Origin of the sequence: Sphingobacterium sp. JUb56, from assembly GCF_014191365.1 — a bacterium.
Taxonomy (GTDB): Bacteria; Bacteroidota; Bacteroidia; order Sphingobacteriales; family Sphingobacteriaceae; genus Sphingobacterium; species Sphingobacterium anhuiense.
Genome location: NZ_JACHWL010000001.1, coordinates 662,451 through 678,671, shown reverse-complemented (window position 1 = coordinate 678,671; position 16,221 = coordinate 662,451). Strand labels below are relative to the sequence as shown.

Genomic DNA, 16,221 nt, shown 5'->3' with positions numbered 1-16,221 from the left:
TAATTTTAACTTTATTAATTTTAAAAGAAAATTACAGCTACAATAGCATCTTAAAAAAATAGCAAAAGTCATGGTTTAGTAACATTCTCGTTCTATTCTAAAATTTCCCGTGTTAAAGAATAATAAAACAAAAAAAACGCGTTATATTACTACCATTAACTTAATAAATAAAAGAATGCAAACACGTAGAAACTTCCTTCACAACACCGCTAAAGCAACCTTGGCTGTCGCAGTATCGGGCAGTGTTTTAACTAATTTAGCCCAAGCTGAACCTGCACGTAATCAAGCCGCTCCTCTTTCTTTTAGTCAAATCAAACTTCCTTATACTTATTCCGACCTCGAACCCAATATTGATGCCTTAACAATGGAAATCCATTACACGAAGCATCATACTGCATATATTAAAGCTATCAATGAGGCAATAGTGGCAGAAAATATTACTGAAACTTCTGAAGAGCAGTTGTTGGCAAATATTTCTAAATATTCTGCTAAAGCACGCAATAACGCTGGTGGGGCTTGGAATCATAATTTTTTCTGGGAAAACCTATCTGGAAAACAAACGGGTCCTTCTGAAAAAGTGATGCAATTGATCATCTCATCTTTTGGATCAATGGACAAATTTAAAGAACAGTTTGCGGCTGCGGCGACTTCAAGATTTGGTTCAGGCTGGGCCTGGTTAATCTTGGACGATTCAGGTAAGCTAAAAATAACATCAACCGCTAATCAAGACAATCCATTAATGGATGTGGTCGATCAAAGAGGTATTCCAGTTTTAGCATTAGATGTATGGGAACATGCCTACTATTTACATTATCAAAATAAGAGAGCAGATTACATCAAAAACTGGTGGAATGTAGTGAATTGGAATAAAGTACACGAAAGACTTGCATAATATATAAAATGAAAATGTCTTCCAAATTGGAAGACATTTCTTTATAGACTGAAAATTTATAGGATAAAATAGGGATAGATTATCCTAAAATCTCTTTCAATTTATTCACTTGAAAATCAGCTAATTTTTGAAGAGGTCCTGAAGCGATCATTTTCATCATCATATTCAAGTCAGCTTCAATCGTAAATGTTGCCACTGTTACGTTAGCCGAAACTGTTGACAAAGTCCATTTTAATGTAACATCAAAAGGAGCCTTTTCAGATGGAACTAGTTTTATTTCTTGATCTTCTATCCTTTCGTCTACTTTCAGGGCCAACTTAGCCATATTCTGAATTGTAAAACGTGCCTCATCGGCAGTTGACGACCAATTATAAATATTCTCAGGCATCAATTGCTCATGATTATTTAAGTCTTTCAAAAAAGCATAAACCTCCTGAACCGACTTTTCAATTGTTACATTGTTCTGAATAGTTGTCATAAAAATTCCTTTTTATAAATTAGACAATTGGTGACCAGGTTGAAGGATTTTTTCTCCAATCTTTTAATAACTCAACATCTTCTTCAAAAATAAAACCATTTTCTGCAGCCACTTGAATGAGTGAATTGTAATCACAAAGACTATGTAAAGTACATTTTGCATCAGCAAAATTCTTTGTTGCTTCATCCAGACCATATGTGAAAATAGACACTAGACCTACCACATTACATCCTGCCTCACGTAAAGCTTTTACCGCAATTAAACTACTTTTACCCGTTGAAACTAAATCTTCAACAACAACAACACGTTGACCGCTAACAATCTCACCTTCAATCATATTTTGACGACCGTGATCTTTAGCACTGCTTCTCACATAAGAAAATGGTAAGCCCAAATCTTGAGCAACTAGTACACCTTGTGGAATACCTGCAGTAGCTACACCAGAAATCATATCCACTGATCCAAATTCTTCTTGAATCAACTTTGAAAGCTTCTGACGAATATACGTACGGATTGCTGGATACGATAAAGTAATACGATTATCACAATAAATTGGAGACTTCCAACCCGATGCCCAAGTAAAAGGGTTTTTAGGTTGCAATTTTATTGCTTTAATTTGCAATAAGGATTCGGCAACTTTTTGTTCAACCTCATTTAAATTATTCATGTCGCAAATTTATAAAATTTATATGAACCAATCTGTGCTAATTTTGGCAGATTTTGTTCCCACGGGTATTAAAAACCCTCAAACTATTGATGTTCAAGATATTGAACTTGAAAAACTTTTTAAATTATCTGAACAAAATGACATTCCTAAATCATTTTTATATATTCATAAAGACTGTGAATTGATTTTCCATAAATTAAAGGAAAAGAATAAAATCATAAAAGCGGCCGGAGGCTTAGTGAAAAATGGCGATGGCGACTATTTATTCATCTTTAGATTAGGCAAATGGGACCTTCCGAAAGGGAAAGTAGAAAGTCATGAAAAGATGAAAGAAGCTGCTGTAAGGGAAGTGGAAGAGGAATGTGGCATAAAAATAGATTACCTCGGAAAGAAAATACAGACATCATACCATACCTATTATTTGAGAAATGGTGATTTTATCCTGAAACAAACCAATTGGTATGAAATGGGTGTTAATAAAATCCCTAAACTCATACCTCAAACTGAAGAGGATATCACCAAAGCAGAATGGTTAGATAAACATAGTCTGAAGCAGGTAAAACAAAATACCTATCCGATCATCGCAAATATTTTAGAGGAAAACTTGTAATTATTAAATTTGATTGACATTAAACTGGACTTGAATCAGTAATTTTAAAACATGGAAAATATAGCTGGGAAAAAAGCACTCGTCACTGGTGGTGCTCGTGGATTAGGAAAAGCAACTGCTATCGCACTAGCGAAAGAAGGTGTTCATGTGGCTATCACAGGTCGTAACGAAGAACTTCTGAAAACTACGGTAAAGGAATTACAGGATATAGGCGTACAAGCTACTTATGAAGTTTTTGATGTTTCAGATTTAGCAGCTGTGCAGGAAGCAATAGCAAAATTGAATGCTTCATTTGGTCAGTTTGACATTATCATCAACAATGCCGGAATTGCAGCCTTTGGATCTTTAGTGGATATGGATGCCGAAACTTGGACAAATATTATTAACACAAACGTATTGGGTAGTTACCACGTAACAAAAGTAGTACTTCCACAGTTGATTGAAAAAAATGAAGGTGACATTATTTTTGTTTCTTCTACCGCAGGGCTGAATGGAGCCGCAACGACTTCTGCTTATAGTGCATCAAAATTTGCTGTAATCGGTATGGCGGATTCGTTAATGCGGGAGGTCCGTAAACATAATATTCGCGTTTGTACGCTAATGCCAAGCACAATTGCTTCGGATATGTCCAAAGATCTCGGATTAACAGATGGAAATCCAGAATCAGTATTGCAACCTGAGGATTTTGCAGAATTGATTATTGCAAACTTAAAATTACCAAGAAGAGCGATGTTAAAATCTGCTTCGCTTTGGTCAACAAATCCATAATATAATTTAAAGGAGCATCATGCTCCTTTTTTATTTCATTTAAATCATTTTATATGAGCATTCTATTTTCAAGCCTTAGCCTAAAAAACATAAGTTTAAAAAACAGACTAGTCGTTTCTCCGATGTGCCAATATTCGGCTGTAGATGGTTTTGCCAATAACTGGCACCTTGTTCATTTGGGACAGTTTGCAATGGGAGGCGCCGCCGCCATTATTCAGGAAGCAACGGCTGTTTCGCCCGAAGGAAGAATCAGTGCCGGAGATCTAGGGATTTGGAAAGATGAACAAATCGAAAAATTAAAAGAAATAACGACATTCATAAAAGAACAAAATTCAATACCTGGCATACAGTTAGCACATGCTGGACGTAAAGCAAGTTCAGGCAAACCTTGGGAAAATCATTATCAAATTGCACCGGATGCTGAAAACGGATGGCAAACAGTTGCACCTTCTGCTCTGGCATTCAGACCCGAGAAGGACATAGCCCCTCGTGCCATGACCTTAGATGATATCAAAAAAACAATTACTGATTTTCAGCTAGCTACGAAAAGAGCTGTCACCGCTGGCTATGATATTATCGAAATTCATGCCGCTCACGGATATCTAATCCATCAGTTTCTATCTCCCCTATCGAATGATAGAACTGATCAATATGGTGGTTCTCTAGACAACAGAATGCGATTTTTAAAAGAAATCATTGAGGCCGTTCAGCATGAACTTACAACACAATCGTTATGGGTCCGTATTTCTGCGACAGACTGGGCTACTGATGGCTGGGATCTGGAACAGTCTATTACTCTTGCCCAAGAATTGAAACAATTAGGTGTTGAAGTAATTGATGTTTCTACTGGTGGAGCAGTTGCACATCAAAAAATTAGTCCTGCAAAAGATTACCAACTACCTTTTGCTGCGGCAATAAAGAAAGAAACAGATCTTATCACAGCAACTGTTGGGCTTATCAAAGAAGCGTCGCACGCTGAACAAATCTTACAAGATAAAAAAGCAGACATCATCATGATAGCGCGTGCTTTTCTAAAAAATCCACATCTTCCACTCTATTTTGCAGAAACTTTAGGTGATCACATCGAATGGACCAATCAATACGCCCGTGCTAAATAATCTGGTATGAAATTAAATTTACAACAAGTACATCATATTGCTATTATTTGTAGCGATTATGAAAAATCCAAAAAGTTTTACACCGAGTTACTCGGATTTACCATTATACAGGAAGTGTATCGTGAAAACAGAAACTCTTACAAGTTAGACTTAGCCTTAAATGGCAATTATATCATTGAGCTATTTTCATTTCCAAATCCTCCCAAACGACCTTCAAGACCTGAGGCCGTAGGGCTGAGACATCTTGCTTTTGCGGTACAGGACATCTCCAAAGAAGTCCAACTATTACAGCAGTCTGATATTTCAGTAGAGCCCATCCGAATTGATGAACTTACAAATAAAAAATTTACATTTTTTGAAGATCCCGATGGATTACCCATTGAGCTTTATGAAATTTGATTTCAATAGCGCTAGCTGTACTTTAGTCCAACATTTTTTTATTTCATTCCGGAACTTGCTTAGTCCTATTTAATCAATTTCAAGTATAAAATAATTCTTGAAGGTAGCGCAGATATCGATAAATTTGTTTTATATTATGATACAATTAAATAAAACAAATTTATCTTAGTTTAGCTAAAAAATGCTTAGTATTTATTTATTCTGAGGATCCAGCCATGAAGTACAAACAAATAAACAATAACTCCATTAACCAAATCATGTTGATTACGATCATACTTTTGATCTGTATATTAATATTTACAAATTTATCATACTATCTACCGGGCTTTTTAGGAGCAATAACACTTTATATATTATTTAGAAATATTTACCATACCCTCACTGAAAAGAAAAAGTGGGGTAAATCTATTTCAAGTATATTCCTGATCAGTCTTTCTGTGATCTTTATTGTGTTTCCATTATGGGGATTGATTAACTATCTAATTCCCCAGTTAGAACAGCTTATTGTTAATCAAAAAGACCTATTGTCTAAATTTGATTCTGTAAAAGACTATATGCACAATAAGCCTGTATTAAAAAACATAGATTTATCCGATGCCGCAATTCTTAATTCTCTTCAAAAATTAGCAAAATACATACCCAATGTTTTAAATTCTGTCGCAGAAACTGTCGTGAATATCATTGTCGCTTTATTTGTACTTTATTTTATGCAGTATTATAGCAAAGAGATGGAGTCTACAATTCAGCATGCTATTCCTTTTTCGCAACAAAGTAAAAAAGAACTATGGAACGAAATAAGCATGATGGTACGTTCAAATGCTATCGGTATTCCAATTCTTGGCATATGTCAGGGCGTTGTTGCCGGTATTGGCTATTGGATTTTTGGAGTTGACAGCCCTATTCTACTGGGAATAATAACGGCCGTTTCCACGATTATCCCGGTCTTGGGCACGATGACTGTTTACGTACCTACCGCAATTTATCTGTTAGCTATTGGCTCGACAGGAAATGCCATTGGTCTGGCTTTATATGGATTTATATTAATTGGTGGTATTGACAATGTACTTCGTTTTACGATATTGCGTAAACTTGGCGATGTACCGCCACTGATTACGGTATTTGGCGTATTACTGGGGTTAAATCTTTTTGGTATGCTGGGACTTATTTTTGGACCATTGATCATCTCATCAGTTCGTGTATTATTAAAAGTATACAACAATGAATATGGAAAGGGAAAACCTGAAATCATAGAATCAACCTCCTTCACAAATTATGACAATGATAATAATATCATTACTTAACATCGTATGATTATACAGTACAGTGTCATTAATCAGCTTTTTTAAGGTTTAAATTCAATATTTTTTATAGTTTTGATAGATAATTGATACCCATTACCATGAATAAAAAATTAATATTAGGCATAACAGGAGTTGTCACAGCGTCCCTGTTATTCTCTTGCAATTCAAATACTAAAACGCAAGAAGCGGCAAAAACAGAAGCACATGATGAGCATGATGGTCACGATCATAGTGGGCATGATCATAGTGCACATACGGAAGCTCCTGCAGCTATGCAAAAAGAAGCTGCAAAAACACTTCCTGACTTCACTTTTTACCAATTAAGATCGGGTATTAAAGTTTCAAAATCAGATGTTTCCAAAGATAAAAACACAGTTTTTATACTTTTTGATCCAGGATGCAGCCACTGTCAACAAGAAGCAACTGCTTTAGAAAAAAACAGAGAGCGCTTGAAAGATGTTAACATCTACTATGTTTCAATGAATGATCCTGCTTTAATATTAGGCTTCTTTGACAATTTCGCTCCAAAATTATCAAAAATGGAGAATGTTGAAGTTTTAGTAGACAAAGGCCAAGAGTTTATTCAAAAAATACATGTTCCTGAGCAATTCCCTGCAAATTATGTTTACGGTGCCGACGGTCAATTAAAAGCACAATGGGAAGGTGATAAAAATATAAATGAAGCTATAGCTGAATTTCATAAATAACAATCAGTTATGCATATTGCAATCAATGGGTTTGGACGTATTGGCCGTAATACACTGCGCAATATTTTCATTAGGGATGCTGAACATCTAGAAGTCATTGCGATCAATGATCTAACAGATACAAAGACATTAGCACATCTATTCAAGTATGACTCTGTTCACGGTCCATTTTCTGGAACGGTTGACTTTGATGACAATCATCTCATCATCAATAACAAGCGTATTTTAGTCACGAATGAAAAGAATCCCGAAAATCTGCCCTGGAATACGCTTGACATTGATGTCGTTGTCGAGTCAACGGGTCATTTTACCAGTAAAGAGAAAGCAAATTTACATTTGATAGCGGGAGCAAAAAAAGTAATCATTTCTGCCCCCTCTTCAGATAAAGATATACCAACAATCGTATTGGGCATTAATGACAAGGATTTTGACTTAAATGTCCCTATTCTTTCTAATGCTTCTTGTACAACGAATAATGTTGCTCCTTTGGTCAAAATTTTAGATGAAAACTGGGGAATCAAAGACGGTTATATCACGACGGTACATTCCATGACAGGTGATCAGAATCTGCATGATGCCCCCCACCGTGATCTTCGCCGGGCACGTGCTGCGTCATCTTCCATTATTCCAACTACAACTGGTGCTGCCAAGGCAATTACCAATGTTTTTACTCATTTAGAGGGTAAACTAGGTGGTGCCGGTATTCGTGTTCCTGTTTTAAACGGTTCGTTAACAGATTTTACCTGTACATTGACACATCAACCAACAGTAGCAGAGATTAATGCAAAATTTAAAGAAGCAGCAGAAGGTGAATTGAAAAATGTACTTTACTATACAGAAGATCCAATTGTATCTGTTGACATCATCAACAATCCATATTCTTGTGTCTTTGATTCAGAACTTACCTCAATTGTAGGAGGTCTGGTAAAAGTTGTTGGCTGGTATGATAATGAGTTTGGATACTCAAATCGACTTGTTGATCTTCTTGATAAAATCAGTAAGCTATAAAAGACGAAATCACATGCTATTCAAGATAAAAAGGGCCTCCATGGAGGCCCTTTTAACATAAACTATAAGCAAACTAAACATTTTAAAATTTATACGTCAATGTTGTCATGAAACTTCTTGGAGGAATTGGATTCACACTGTAGTTTTCATGGATATAATAATTGAAAGCATTATTAACATTAGACATTTTAGCTAAAATGCTCCATTTTTTATATGTATAACCAGCAGAGATATCTACTGTTGTGAATGGGCTAACAGTAATTAAACGGTCAACACCATCTCTCACATTGATTTTTGTGTTATTCCAACCGGCATTTCTTCTTCCAGTGTAAAATGCAGAAACCCCAAATTTCAGACCTTTAGCACCACCATTTTGCAAAGTATAGAAAATAGTTCCATTGGCTGTATGTGCTGTTGTTCCCACCAAACGTACATCTTCCTCATTACCAGAAACCTCCGTAACTTTAGAACTACCGTTGACAACAGTCGTGATCTTTGTGATCGGACTTGTCTCCGTATAGCGCATGTAGTTGTACGAGTATCCGGCCAAGATATCTAGTCCTGGTAAGATAGAACCAGTTACATCTACTTCAACACCATCTGAAGATGTTTTTCCAGAAAACTCTTTCATGTTTGTATCACCATTATCAGTGCCATCAGGTTTCACCAATAATTGCTGAGCAAAGCGATTGTTATTGATTCTGTAAACCGATGCATTCAGGGTTAAACGACCATTGAAGAAATCATTTTTAACACCAGCTTCGTACTGATCAATCGTTGAAGGCCCCATTGGCTTATAATCAACATCATAACCTGCGTTTGATGTGAAGTTATTCGCGTAAGTTACATAAACACTAGAGCTCTTAATCGGTTGATAAATCAAACCAAATTTTGGCGACCATGCCTGATCAACTTTAGCACCCAGTTCATTTTTGTTTGCATCTAGGTTCTTTACCTCCTCTGTTTCACCAGTTGCATAGGTGTATTTATCTGCATATGGAGTTCTTTGGTAAGTATAACGTAAGCCCGCTAATACTTTGAATTTTTCCGAAACTTCAATTAAATCTTGAAAAAATACACCATAACGGTAAATATTAGTCGTTGTTCTGGTCAAATACTCTGCACCAGGCATATCTGTGCGCAAACCTTTGCCAGAAGGTAAATGAGCCGCCGTTTCACTCGGATTAAAGACATAAATAGAATCATAAACATTGACTTTTAATGCCCCTTGCTTATCATAATAATTAATACCGTCTATAAAGTATGCATATGCTTTTGTATTAGACTGATCAGCATCAGCTCCGATTAAGATCTTATGCTTGATAGCACCTGTTTTAACAGTTCCGGTTAAATTCAACTGTTGATTGAAAGTAAGTTCATCCGATTTTGAACGTGTTAAGCTACGTGGAGCAATACCTTGTGCATTTGCTTGAACCCTATCCGATCCATAGTAATCACGTCCATAGCTTTGATAACTCGCAATTGCATTCAACTTCCAGTTATCATTAAACTGATGATTTAAGTTGATCTGCCCATTTGTGGTATTGGTTTTATTATACGCCCATAAGGTATTCACAAATGTATTGCGACCAACATCTTTATTCAATTTACCGTCTACCGATCCAATACCAAAATCTGGTGTGTAATCGCTTTTTAGGTAATCAAACATAAAGTTGATATCCGTACGGTCATTGATCTTATATAAAATAGAAGGATTGACATACAATCTTTTTGAGTCGACATGATCTCTAAAACTTCCAGATTTTTCATAAGTACTGATTACACGGAAAGCAACCTTATCTGAAATAGGCCCGTACACATCAACCGTTGGTTTGTAAAAATCATAACTTCCCACACGGAATGAAGCTTCACCTCCATATTCAAATTTAGGTTTCTTAGTTACTAAATTCACGACAGCACCCCCAGTTACACCACCATATAATAATGCGGCACTACCTTTCAATATTTCTACCGACTCTAATGTACTCGCTTCAATAGATCCACCGTTATTGGTACGTGCACCATTTTTGAAAATATTATTCGCACCAAGGCTGTATCCACGTGCATAAAAATTTTCATTTACACCACCTCTATTTGCGCCCATAGCAATACCATTGGCATTTTTCAAGGCATCACTCAATCGATTAACCTGTTGATCCCGGATCACCTGCTCATTAATGATCTGAACGCTTTGCGGTAAGTCTTTATCTATAATTCCAGCTTTTCCAACATTGACAGTCTGATTATTATGCGAGTTATATCCTCGGACATCTACCACATCCAATTTCGAATCACGGCTTTCTCCAACCAAATTAATAGGCTGAGAAGAACCGTTCACTACTTTTATCTTCTCTTCGTCTATAACATTACCTAAACTTTTAACAATTATGGTATAAGTTCCATCTGGTAAAGTTGAAAATGAAAACGATCCATTCCGATCTGTTGCAGTAGAAGTCCCCAATTCTTTAACTGTAACTGTAGCTGCTTCGATTGGAGCACCGGATTTGCTTTTTAGTTTCCCATGAATTCCATGATGTTGTGCAACCCCCTCAAGTTGTACCCCTCCAACTAATCCTAAGCTTAAAACTAAGCCGAGAAATGACTTTTTCATATGTATATGAATAATTAGATTAATTTTATTTTGGATGCAAACTTACAATCTTTTTTTGATTCTATTTAGATTTATTTTAAATAAAAGGAGTTGATTTATAAATAGCCATAACAAGCTAAAATACAGTATTTTAAACTACATAAAAAAGTAATTTAAATTATATTTTATAGCTACTGTTACTAAAATCGGGTTCTATGATATGGGTTCCCATTTATGATCCCAAATTTTTGAAAACCGAATGAATCAGCATAAAAATTGCATAAAAATGCAAGACAATATCATGATTCTTATTAATTATTTATACCTTTCCAATACTAATCCTTAAATCATGAAAAAGTACGTTCCCCTTCTTTTAATTTATTTGTTTCTGATAAGTCCAATAACGTGGGCACAAACCAACAGTTTAGACAAAAAAATTACTGGTATCATGGCTCAATATAAAGCTATTGGACTGTCGGTAGCGGTTATTAAAAATAACGAGTTGTTTTTCAATAAATCTTACGGCTTGAAAAACAGAGCACAAGCACAACCTTTGGATCAGGATGACCTATTAAGAATTGCCTCTATATCAAAGTCCTTTTCAGCAACAGCTATTATGCAGTTAATAGAGCAAAAGAAATGTCATCTCGATGATGACTTTGGTGATCTAATAGGTTTTAAAGTTCAAAATCCAAAGTTTCCGAATAAGAAGATTACACTCAGAATGGTTCTCTCCCATACTTCCAGTATTAATGATAAAAATGGATATTTTGATCTTGATGTCATCAATCCATCAAAGTCAGATCAATATGCCTCTTCTTACAGCCCAAACGAACCTGGCACGACCTACGATTATTGCAACCTCAACTTTAATATGGTTGGCGCTGTGATTGAGCGCCTTTCAGGACAACGTTTTGACCAATATATTAAAGAACATATTTTAGATCCGCTGCAGTTGTATGCAGGATATTGCGTGGACTCTCTAGATCAAAACAAATTTGTAACCTTGTATGAATACGATTCTGCTAAGCATGAGTTTTTTCCACAGCCCAGCGCTTATAATCCAAGATCGCTGGAAATAAAAAATTATACACTAGGGCATTCCACTCCTATTTTCTCACCTACGGGCGGGATGAAGATCTCAGCAGTCGATCTCGCTAAATACATGGGTATGCATATGAACTATGGTACAGGATTAAATGGAAAACAGATCATTAAGAAACGGAATTCTAAAATTATGCAGACGCCCATTACTGCTGAAGAAGGATATGGGCTAGCTTTAAGATCCATCAACACATTGATCCCTAATAAAGTATTAATTGGACATACAGGCTCCGCATATGGTCTCTACAGTGCTATGTTTTTCGATCCTAAAGAAAAATTCGGAATTGTTGTGATAACAAATGGCTGCCGTATACCTGAAAACGTAGACTTTAACCCACTATTAAAAGATTGCATACAGCTCATTTATAAAGAAATGATACAGCAATAACCACTATATTATCATATTATTAAGGTTTATTTTTTCCAAAACAAAACTAGTATATTCGTGTAAATAGTAAAAAGAGAATATCATGCAACTTTATACAATTGAAACGCAGAACTTCAAATTAGATGGAGGTGCCATGTTCGGTGTGGTTCCAAAATCCATATGGCACAAAACAAATCCTGCCGATGCAAATAATATGTGCACCTGGACCAATCGCCTATTACTTATAGAAGATGGCGTAAAATTAATTCTTATCGATACTGGACTCGGAGACAAACAGTCTGAGAAATTTTTTGGACATTATTATATACACGGAGACAACTCCATTGACAAGTCTTTAGCAAAATATGGATTTAATAGAGAAGACATCACCGATGTTATTTTAACACACTTGCATTTTGACCACTGTGGGGGTGCTATAGTCCGCGAAGGTGAAAAACTGAGGCCTTCTTTTACAAAGGCGAATTACTGGAGTAATGCCGAACATTGGAACTGGGCCACAAATCCAAATCCAAGAGAAAAAGCTTCTTTTCTAGAGGAAAATATAAAACCGATACAAGAAAGCGGACAACTCAAGTTTGTCGAAAAAGAAAAAAATCCGTTTGGACCAGATATCCAAATCAGATATGCCCATGGACATACAGAGTCAATGATGTTGCCCCAGATCAAATATAAAGACAAAACAATTCTTTATATGGCAGATTTACTTCCTTCTGTGGGACATATACCCCTTCCGTATGTGATGGGTTACGATGTAAGACCATTGACAACCATGGAAGAAAGGAAAAATTATTGGGAAGAGATTGTCGATCAAGAATATATACTTTTCTTAGAGCATGACGCCGGGAATGCTTGCTGTACCTTACAGCATACAGAAAAAGGAATACGGCTCAAAGACAGTTTTCAACTTTCTGATATTTAAACAAAAATGGGATGATTTTTAGATCATCCCATTTTTACTTTATTAGAATTTAAATCCAAGGACCCAATAGTTCTCGAAAAACCATATGGATTGACTTGCTTTATCTATATTATTTCTACCCGTTGTACGAATATTATTCAGGTCTGTCCAACCTGTTTTAAAACTCGTTTGAAGATATAATCCTCTAAAAAAATGATACTGCAAACCTACTTTTGCAGCAGCACCGTAGCCGGCAATGTTCCAATAGTTATTCTCTCCAACTCCAAACAGACGAACATCAGTTCTAGGAACCAATAAACCTACTTCGGCACCTGTTTCCATCGACAAGTAAGACTTTCCGGTTCTGGAAACCCAGATATCATCATGTCTTTCTAAAGCGACAGAGGCAAAATTATAACCATCGGTATGCTCAAATTGCAATACCGAATCAACCAAAGTAACCTGTTCCCCATTATAGGTTCCAGCCATGCCATATGTTGGGATACCTGGTTCGGAGATCTCAGGACTAATATGTCCTTTAATTCTTACCGTCTGCGGAATATCAACAACATATTTCATGTGATCCCAACCTAGCGAAATCGAATAATTATCTTTTATAAAATAACCGAAGTGGAAATTAAACTGCGGAATCGAGATCGTTGCCGGGTTAATATAGGTCATAGACAGTTTAGTCGGTCTATCTGCCGCTTTTACATCCATTAATGTAAAATCATATCCGGTTCCTTTAAAACGGATATCACTCTTACCATAAGATGAAAAATTATAACCCCAGTGAAAATAAAATTTTCCCTTATTACTTTCTGTACGGGAATATTTCGGATTGAAAATACTCTTAGCAATTGGTTTTGCAGGAGATTCATTACTATTATCTTGCGCAAATAAAGAAGAAGCAGATAAAGTTAGCGCACTTAAGGCTAATAAAAATTTATTCATATTGTTGTCAAAAAAAACCCGGCACAAAAGTACCGGGTTATGCGTTGATAAGCAAATAAAATTATTTTGCTTGGTTTTTACGTATAATGTTCAAAGCACCACCTTCTTTAAACCACTCAATTTGTTGAGCGTTGTAAGTATGGTTAGCTAAGATCTGATCTTCCGTTCCATCTGCATGGTGAAGTACTAACGTTAGCGGTTGCCCTGGAGTAAAGGTTGTCAATCCTAAGATGTCGATTGTATCGTCTTCTTGGATTTTATCATAATCTTCTTTATTAGCAAAAGTTAAACCTAACATACCTTGTTTTTTCAAGTTTGTCTCGTGGATACGAGCAAAAGATTTAACCAACACTGCACGAACACCTAAATGACGAGGCTCCATGGCAGCATGCTCACGTGAAGAACCTTCACCATAGTTTTCATCACCAACAACGATAGATCCGATACCGGCAGCCTTATAAGCACGTTGCGTTGCAGGAACTGGTCCGTACTCACCTGTCAATTGATTTTTAACGGAATCTGTTTTCTCATTAAAGTAATTAACAGCACCAATCAACATATTGTTCGAGATGTTATCCAAGTGACCTCTGTATTTCAACCAAGGACCAGCCATAGAAATATGGTCAGTTGTACATTTACCTTTAGCTTTGATCAATAATTTCAAACCTTTCAAGTCTGTACCTTCCCAAGCCGCAAAAGGCTCTAATAATTGCAGACGATCAGAATTTGGATCCACATCAATCTTAACCGATGAACCATCCGCCGCAGGTGCTTGATAACCTGCATCCTCTACAGCAAAACCTTTTGAAGGTAATTCATCACCAGTAGGCGGGTCTAATTTAACCTGCTCACCCTTAGTATTTGTCAAGGTGTCTGTCAATGGATTGAAACCTAAATCACCCGAAATGGCAATTGCAGCAACGATTTCCGGTGAAGCTACAAAAGCAAATGTATTTGGGTTACCATCGGCACGTTTAGCAAAGTTACGGTTGAACGAGTGAACAATCGTATTTTTCTCTTGTTTTTCAGCACCAACACGGTCCCACATACCAATACATGGACCACAAGCATTTGTAAAGATCGTCGCATTCAGATCTTCGAAAGTTTTCAATAAACCATCACGAGCGGCAGTATAACGAACTTGCTCAGAACCCGGATTGATACCAAATTCTGCCTTCGTTACTAAACCTTTATCAACCGCTTGTTTAGCGATAGAAGCAGCACGTGACAAATCCTCGTAAGAAGAGTTTGTACATGAACCGATCAATCCCCATTCTACTGTTGTAGGCCAGCCATTTTTAGCCGCTTCTTCACGCATGCGTGAAACTGGAGTATATAAATCTGGTGTAAAAGGACCGTTTAAAGAAGGTTCTAATTCAGATAAATTAATTTCAATAACTTGATCAAAATATAGCTCAGGATTTGCGTAAACCTCAGGATCCGCAGTTAAATGTTCTTTAACAGCATTCGCTGCATCCGCAACATCCGCACGGTCAGTTGCACGTAAATAACGTTCCATTGACTCATCATAACCGAAAGTAGATGTCGTAGCACCAATTTCAGCCCCCATGTTACAGATGGTACCTTTACCCGTACAAGACATAGATTGAGCCCCTTCACCGAAGTATTCTACAACAGCACCAGTACCGCCTTTAACGGTTAAGATACCTGCAACCTTCAAGATAACATCTTTAGGAGACGTCCATCCGCTTAGCTTACCTGTTAATTTAACACCGATCAATTTCGGGAATTTCAGTTCCCAAGGTAAACCAGCCATCACGTCACATGCATCAGCACCACCGACACCGATAGCCAACATACCCAAACCACCAGCATTAACAGTATGTGAATCTGTACCGATCATCATACCACCAGGGAAAGCATAGTTCTCCAAGACAACTTGGTGAATAATACCTGCTCCAGGTTTCCAGAATCCGATACCATACTTATTAGCAACAGAACCCAAGAAATTAAAAACCTCTTTTGATTCTGTATTTGCTCTTTGTAAATCCACTTGAGCTCCTTCTTTTGCCTGAATCAAGTGATCACAGTGCACAGTCGAAGGAACAGCCGCTTGAGGACGACCTGCTTGCATAAATTGCAATAAAGCCATCTGTGCAGTCGCATCTTGCATCGCTACACGGTCTGGAGCGAAATCTACATAAGATACACCTCTATCGTATGTTTCAGTTGCATTACCATCCCATAAGTGAGTATATAAAATTTTCTCAGATAGGGTTAAAGGTTTATTAACCAGATTACGAGCAGCGTTTACACGCTCCTCATAACGGCTATAGACCTTTTTAATCATTTCTATATCAAAAGCCATATATTTCTAA

Annotated in this window: 15 protein-coding genes; 10 read left to right on the top strand and 5 right to left on the bottom strand. The window is 36.7% G+C overall.

Annotated features, from left to right (window positions below):
* Positions 1-175: 175 nt before the first annotated feature.
* Complete coding sequence (locus tag FHR29_RS02555) at positions 176-892, top strand: superoxide dismutase (RefSeq protein WP_132842264.1); 717 nt, start codon at positions 176-178, stop codon at positions 890-892.
* A 79-nt stretch (positions 893-971) separates the two neighbouring features.
* On the opposite strand, the gene FHR29_RS02550 is transcribed toward FHR29_RS02555, so the two are convergent.
* Both FHR29_RS02550 and pyrE read right to left on the bottom strand, forming a co-directional pair.
* Entirely contained in the window at positions 972-1,370 is a 399-nt protein-coding gene (locus FHR29_RS02550; RefSeq protein ID WP_132773065.1) for an SRPBCC family protein, read from the bottom strand.
* 19 nt (positions 1,371-1,389) lie between these two features.
* Positions 1,390-2,037: an orotate phosphoribosyltransferase gene (gene pyrE / locus FHR29_RS02545; protein WP_021190349.1), complete on the bottom strand. Its 648-nt coding sequence runs from the start codon at positions 2,035-2,037 to the stop codon at positions 1,390-1,392.
* Here pyrE and FHR29_RS02540 point away from each other — a divergent pair.
* The 7 genes from FHR29_RS02540 to gap all read left to right on the top strand — a co-directional run bounded on the left by FHR29_RS02540 (position 2,036) and on the right by gap (position 7,948).
* Positions 2,036-2,647: an NUDIX domain-containing protein gene (locus FHR29_RS02540; protein ID WP_021190350.1), complete on the top strand. Its 612-nt coding sequence runs from the start codon at positions 2,036-2,038 to the stop codon at positions 2,645-2,647. The genes pyrE and FHR29_RS02540 overlap by 2 nt on opposite strands.
* 51 nt (positions 2,648-2,698) lie before the next feature.
* Positions 2,699-3,415, top strand: a complete 717-nt coding sequence (locus FHR29_RS02535) for a 3-ketoacyl-ACP reductase (RefSeq protein ID WP_021190351.1) — start codon at positions 2,699-2,701, stop codon at positions 3,413-3,415.
* 53 nt (positions 3,416-3,468) lie between these two features.
* The gene (locus FHR29_RS02530; protein ID WP_031288490.1) at positions 3,469-4,533 is read left to right on the top strand and encodes an NADH:flavin oxidoreductase/NADH oxidase; all 1,065 of its coding nucleotides are present in this window, start codon (positions 3,469-3,471) and stop codon (positions 4,531-4,533) included.
* Positions 4,534-4,539: 6 nt separating this feature from the next.
* Positions 4,540-4,932, top strand: a complete 393-nt coding sequence (locus FHR29_RS02525) for a VOC family protein (protein ID WP_132773073.1) — start codon at positions 4,540-4,542, stop codon at positions 4,930-4,932.
* 215 nt (positions 4,933-5,147) lie between these two features.
* The gene (locus tag FHR29_RS02520; RefSeq protein ID WP_132773075.1) at positions 5,148-6,233 is read left to right on the top strand and encodes an AI-2E family transporter; all 1,086 of its coding nucleotides are present in this window, start codon (positions 5,148-5,150) and stop codon (positions 6,231-6,233) included.
* 98 nt (positions 6,234-6,331) lie between these two features.
* Complete coding sequence (locus FHR29_RS02515) at positions 6,332-6,940, top strand: redoxin domain-containing protein (RefSeq protein WP_132842258.1); 609 nt, start codon at positions 6,332-6,334, stop codon at positions 6,938-6,940.
* 9 nt (positions 6,941-6,949) lie between these two features.
* A complete protein-coding gene (gene gap / locus FHR29_RS02510) occupies positions 6,950-7,948 on the top strand; it encodes a type I glyceraldehyde-3-phosphate dehydrogenase (protein ID WP_021190354.1) in 999 nt (332 codons plus the stop codon).
* An 82-nt stretch (positions 7,949-8,030) separates the two neighbouring features.
* Here gap and FHR29_RS02505 read toward each other — a convergent pair whose 3' ends face one another.
* Complete coding sequence (locus FHR29_RS02505) at positions 8,031-10,559, bottom strand: TonB-dependent receptor (protein WP_183912104.1); 2,529 nt, start codon at positions 10,557-10,559, stop codon at positions 8,031-8,033.
* A 328-nt stretch (positions 10,560-10,887) separates the two neighbouring features.
* Between FHR29_RS02505 and FHR29_RS02500 the strand changes: the two genes are divergently transcribed.
* Together FHR29_RS02500 and FHR29_RS02495 are read left to right on the top strand one after the other, a co-directional pair.
* Positions 10,888-12,030, top strand: coding sequence for a serine hydrolase (locus FHR29_RS02500; protein ID WP_183912102.1), 1,143 nt, complete (start codon positions 10,888-10,890; stop codon positions 12,028-12,030).
* Between the two features lie 82 nt (positions 12,031-12,112).
* Positions 12,113-12,949, top strand: coding sequence for an MBL fold metallo-hydrolase (locus FHR29_RS02495; RefSeq protein WP_183912100.1), 837 nt, complete (start codon positions 12,113-12,115; stop codon positions 12,947-12,949).
* Between the two features lie 42 nt (positions 12,950-12,991).
* Here the strand turns inward: FHR29_RS02495 and FHR29_RS02490 are convergent, their stop codons facing one another.
* A complete protein-coding gene (locus FHR29_RS02490; RefSeq protein ID WP_132773085.1) occupies positions 12,992-13,882 on the bottom strand; it encodes a hypothetical protein in 891 nt (296 codons plus the stop codon).
* A 61-nt stretch (positions 13,883-13,943) separates the two neighbouring features.
* On the bottom strand, positions 13,944-16,211 hold the full coding sequence (locus FHR29_RS02485) for an aconitate hydratase (protein ID WP_132842250.1): 2,268 nt from the start codon (positions 16,209-16,211) through the stop codon (positions 13,944-13,946).
* Positions 16,212-16,221 lie beyond the last annotated feature (10 nt).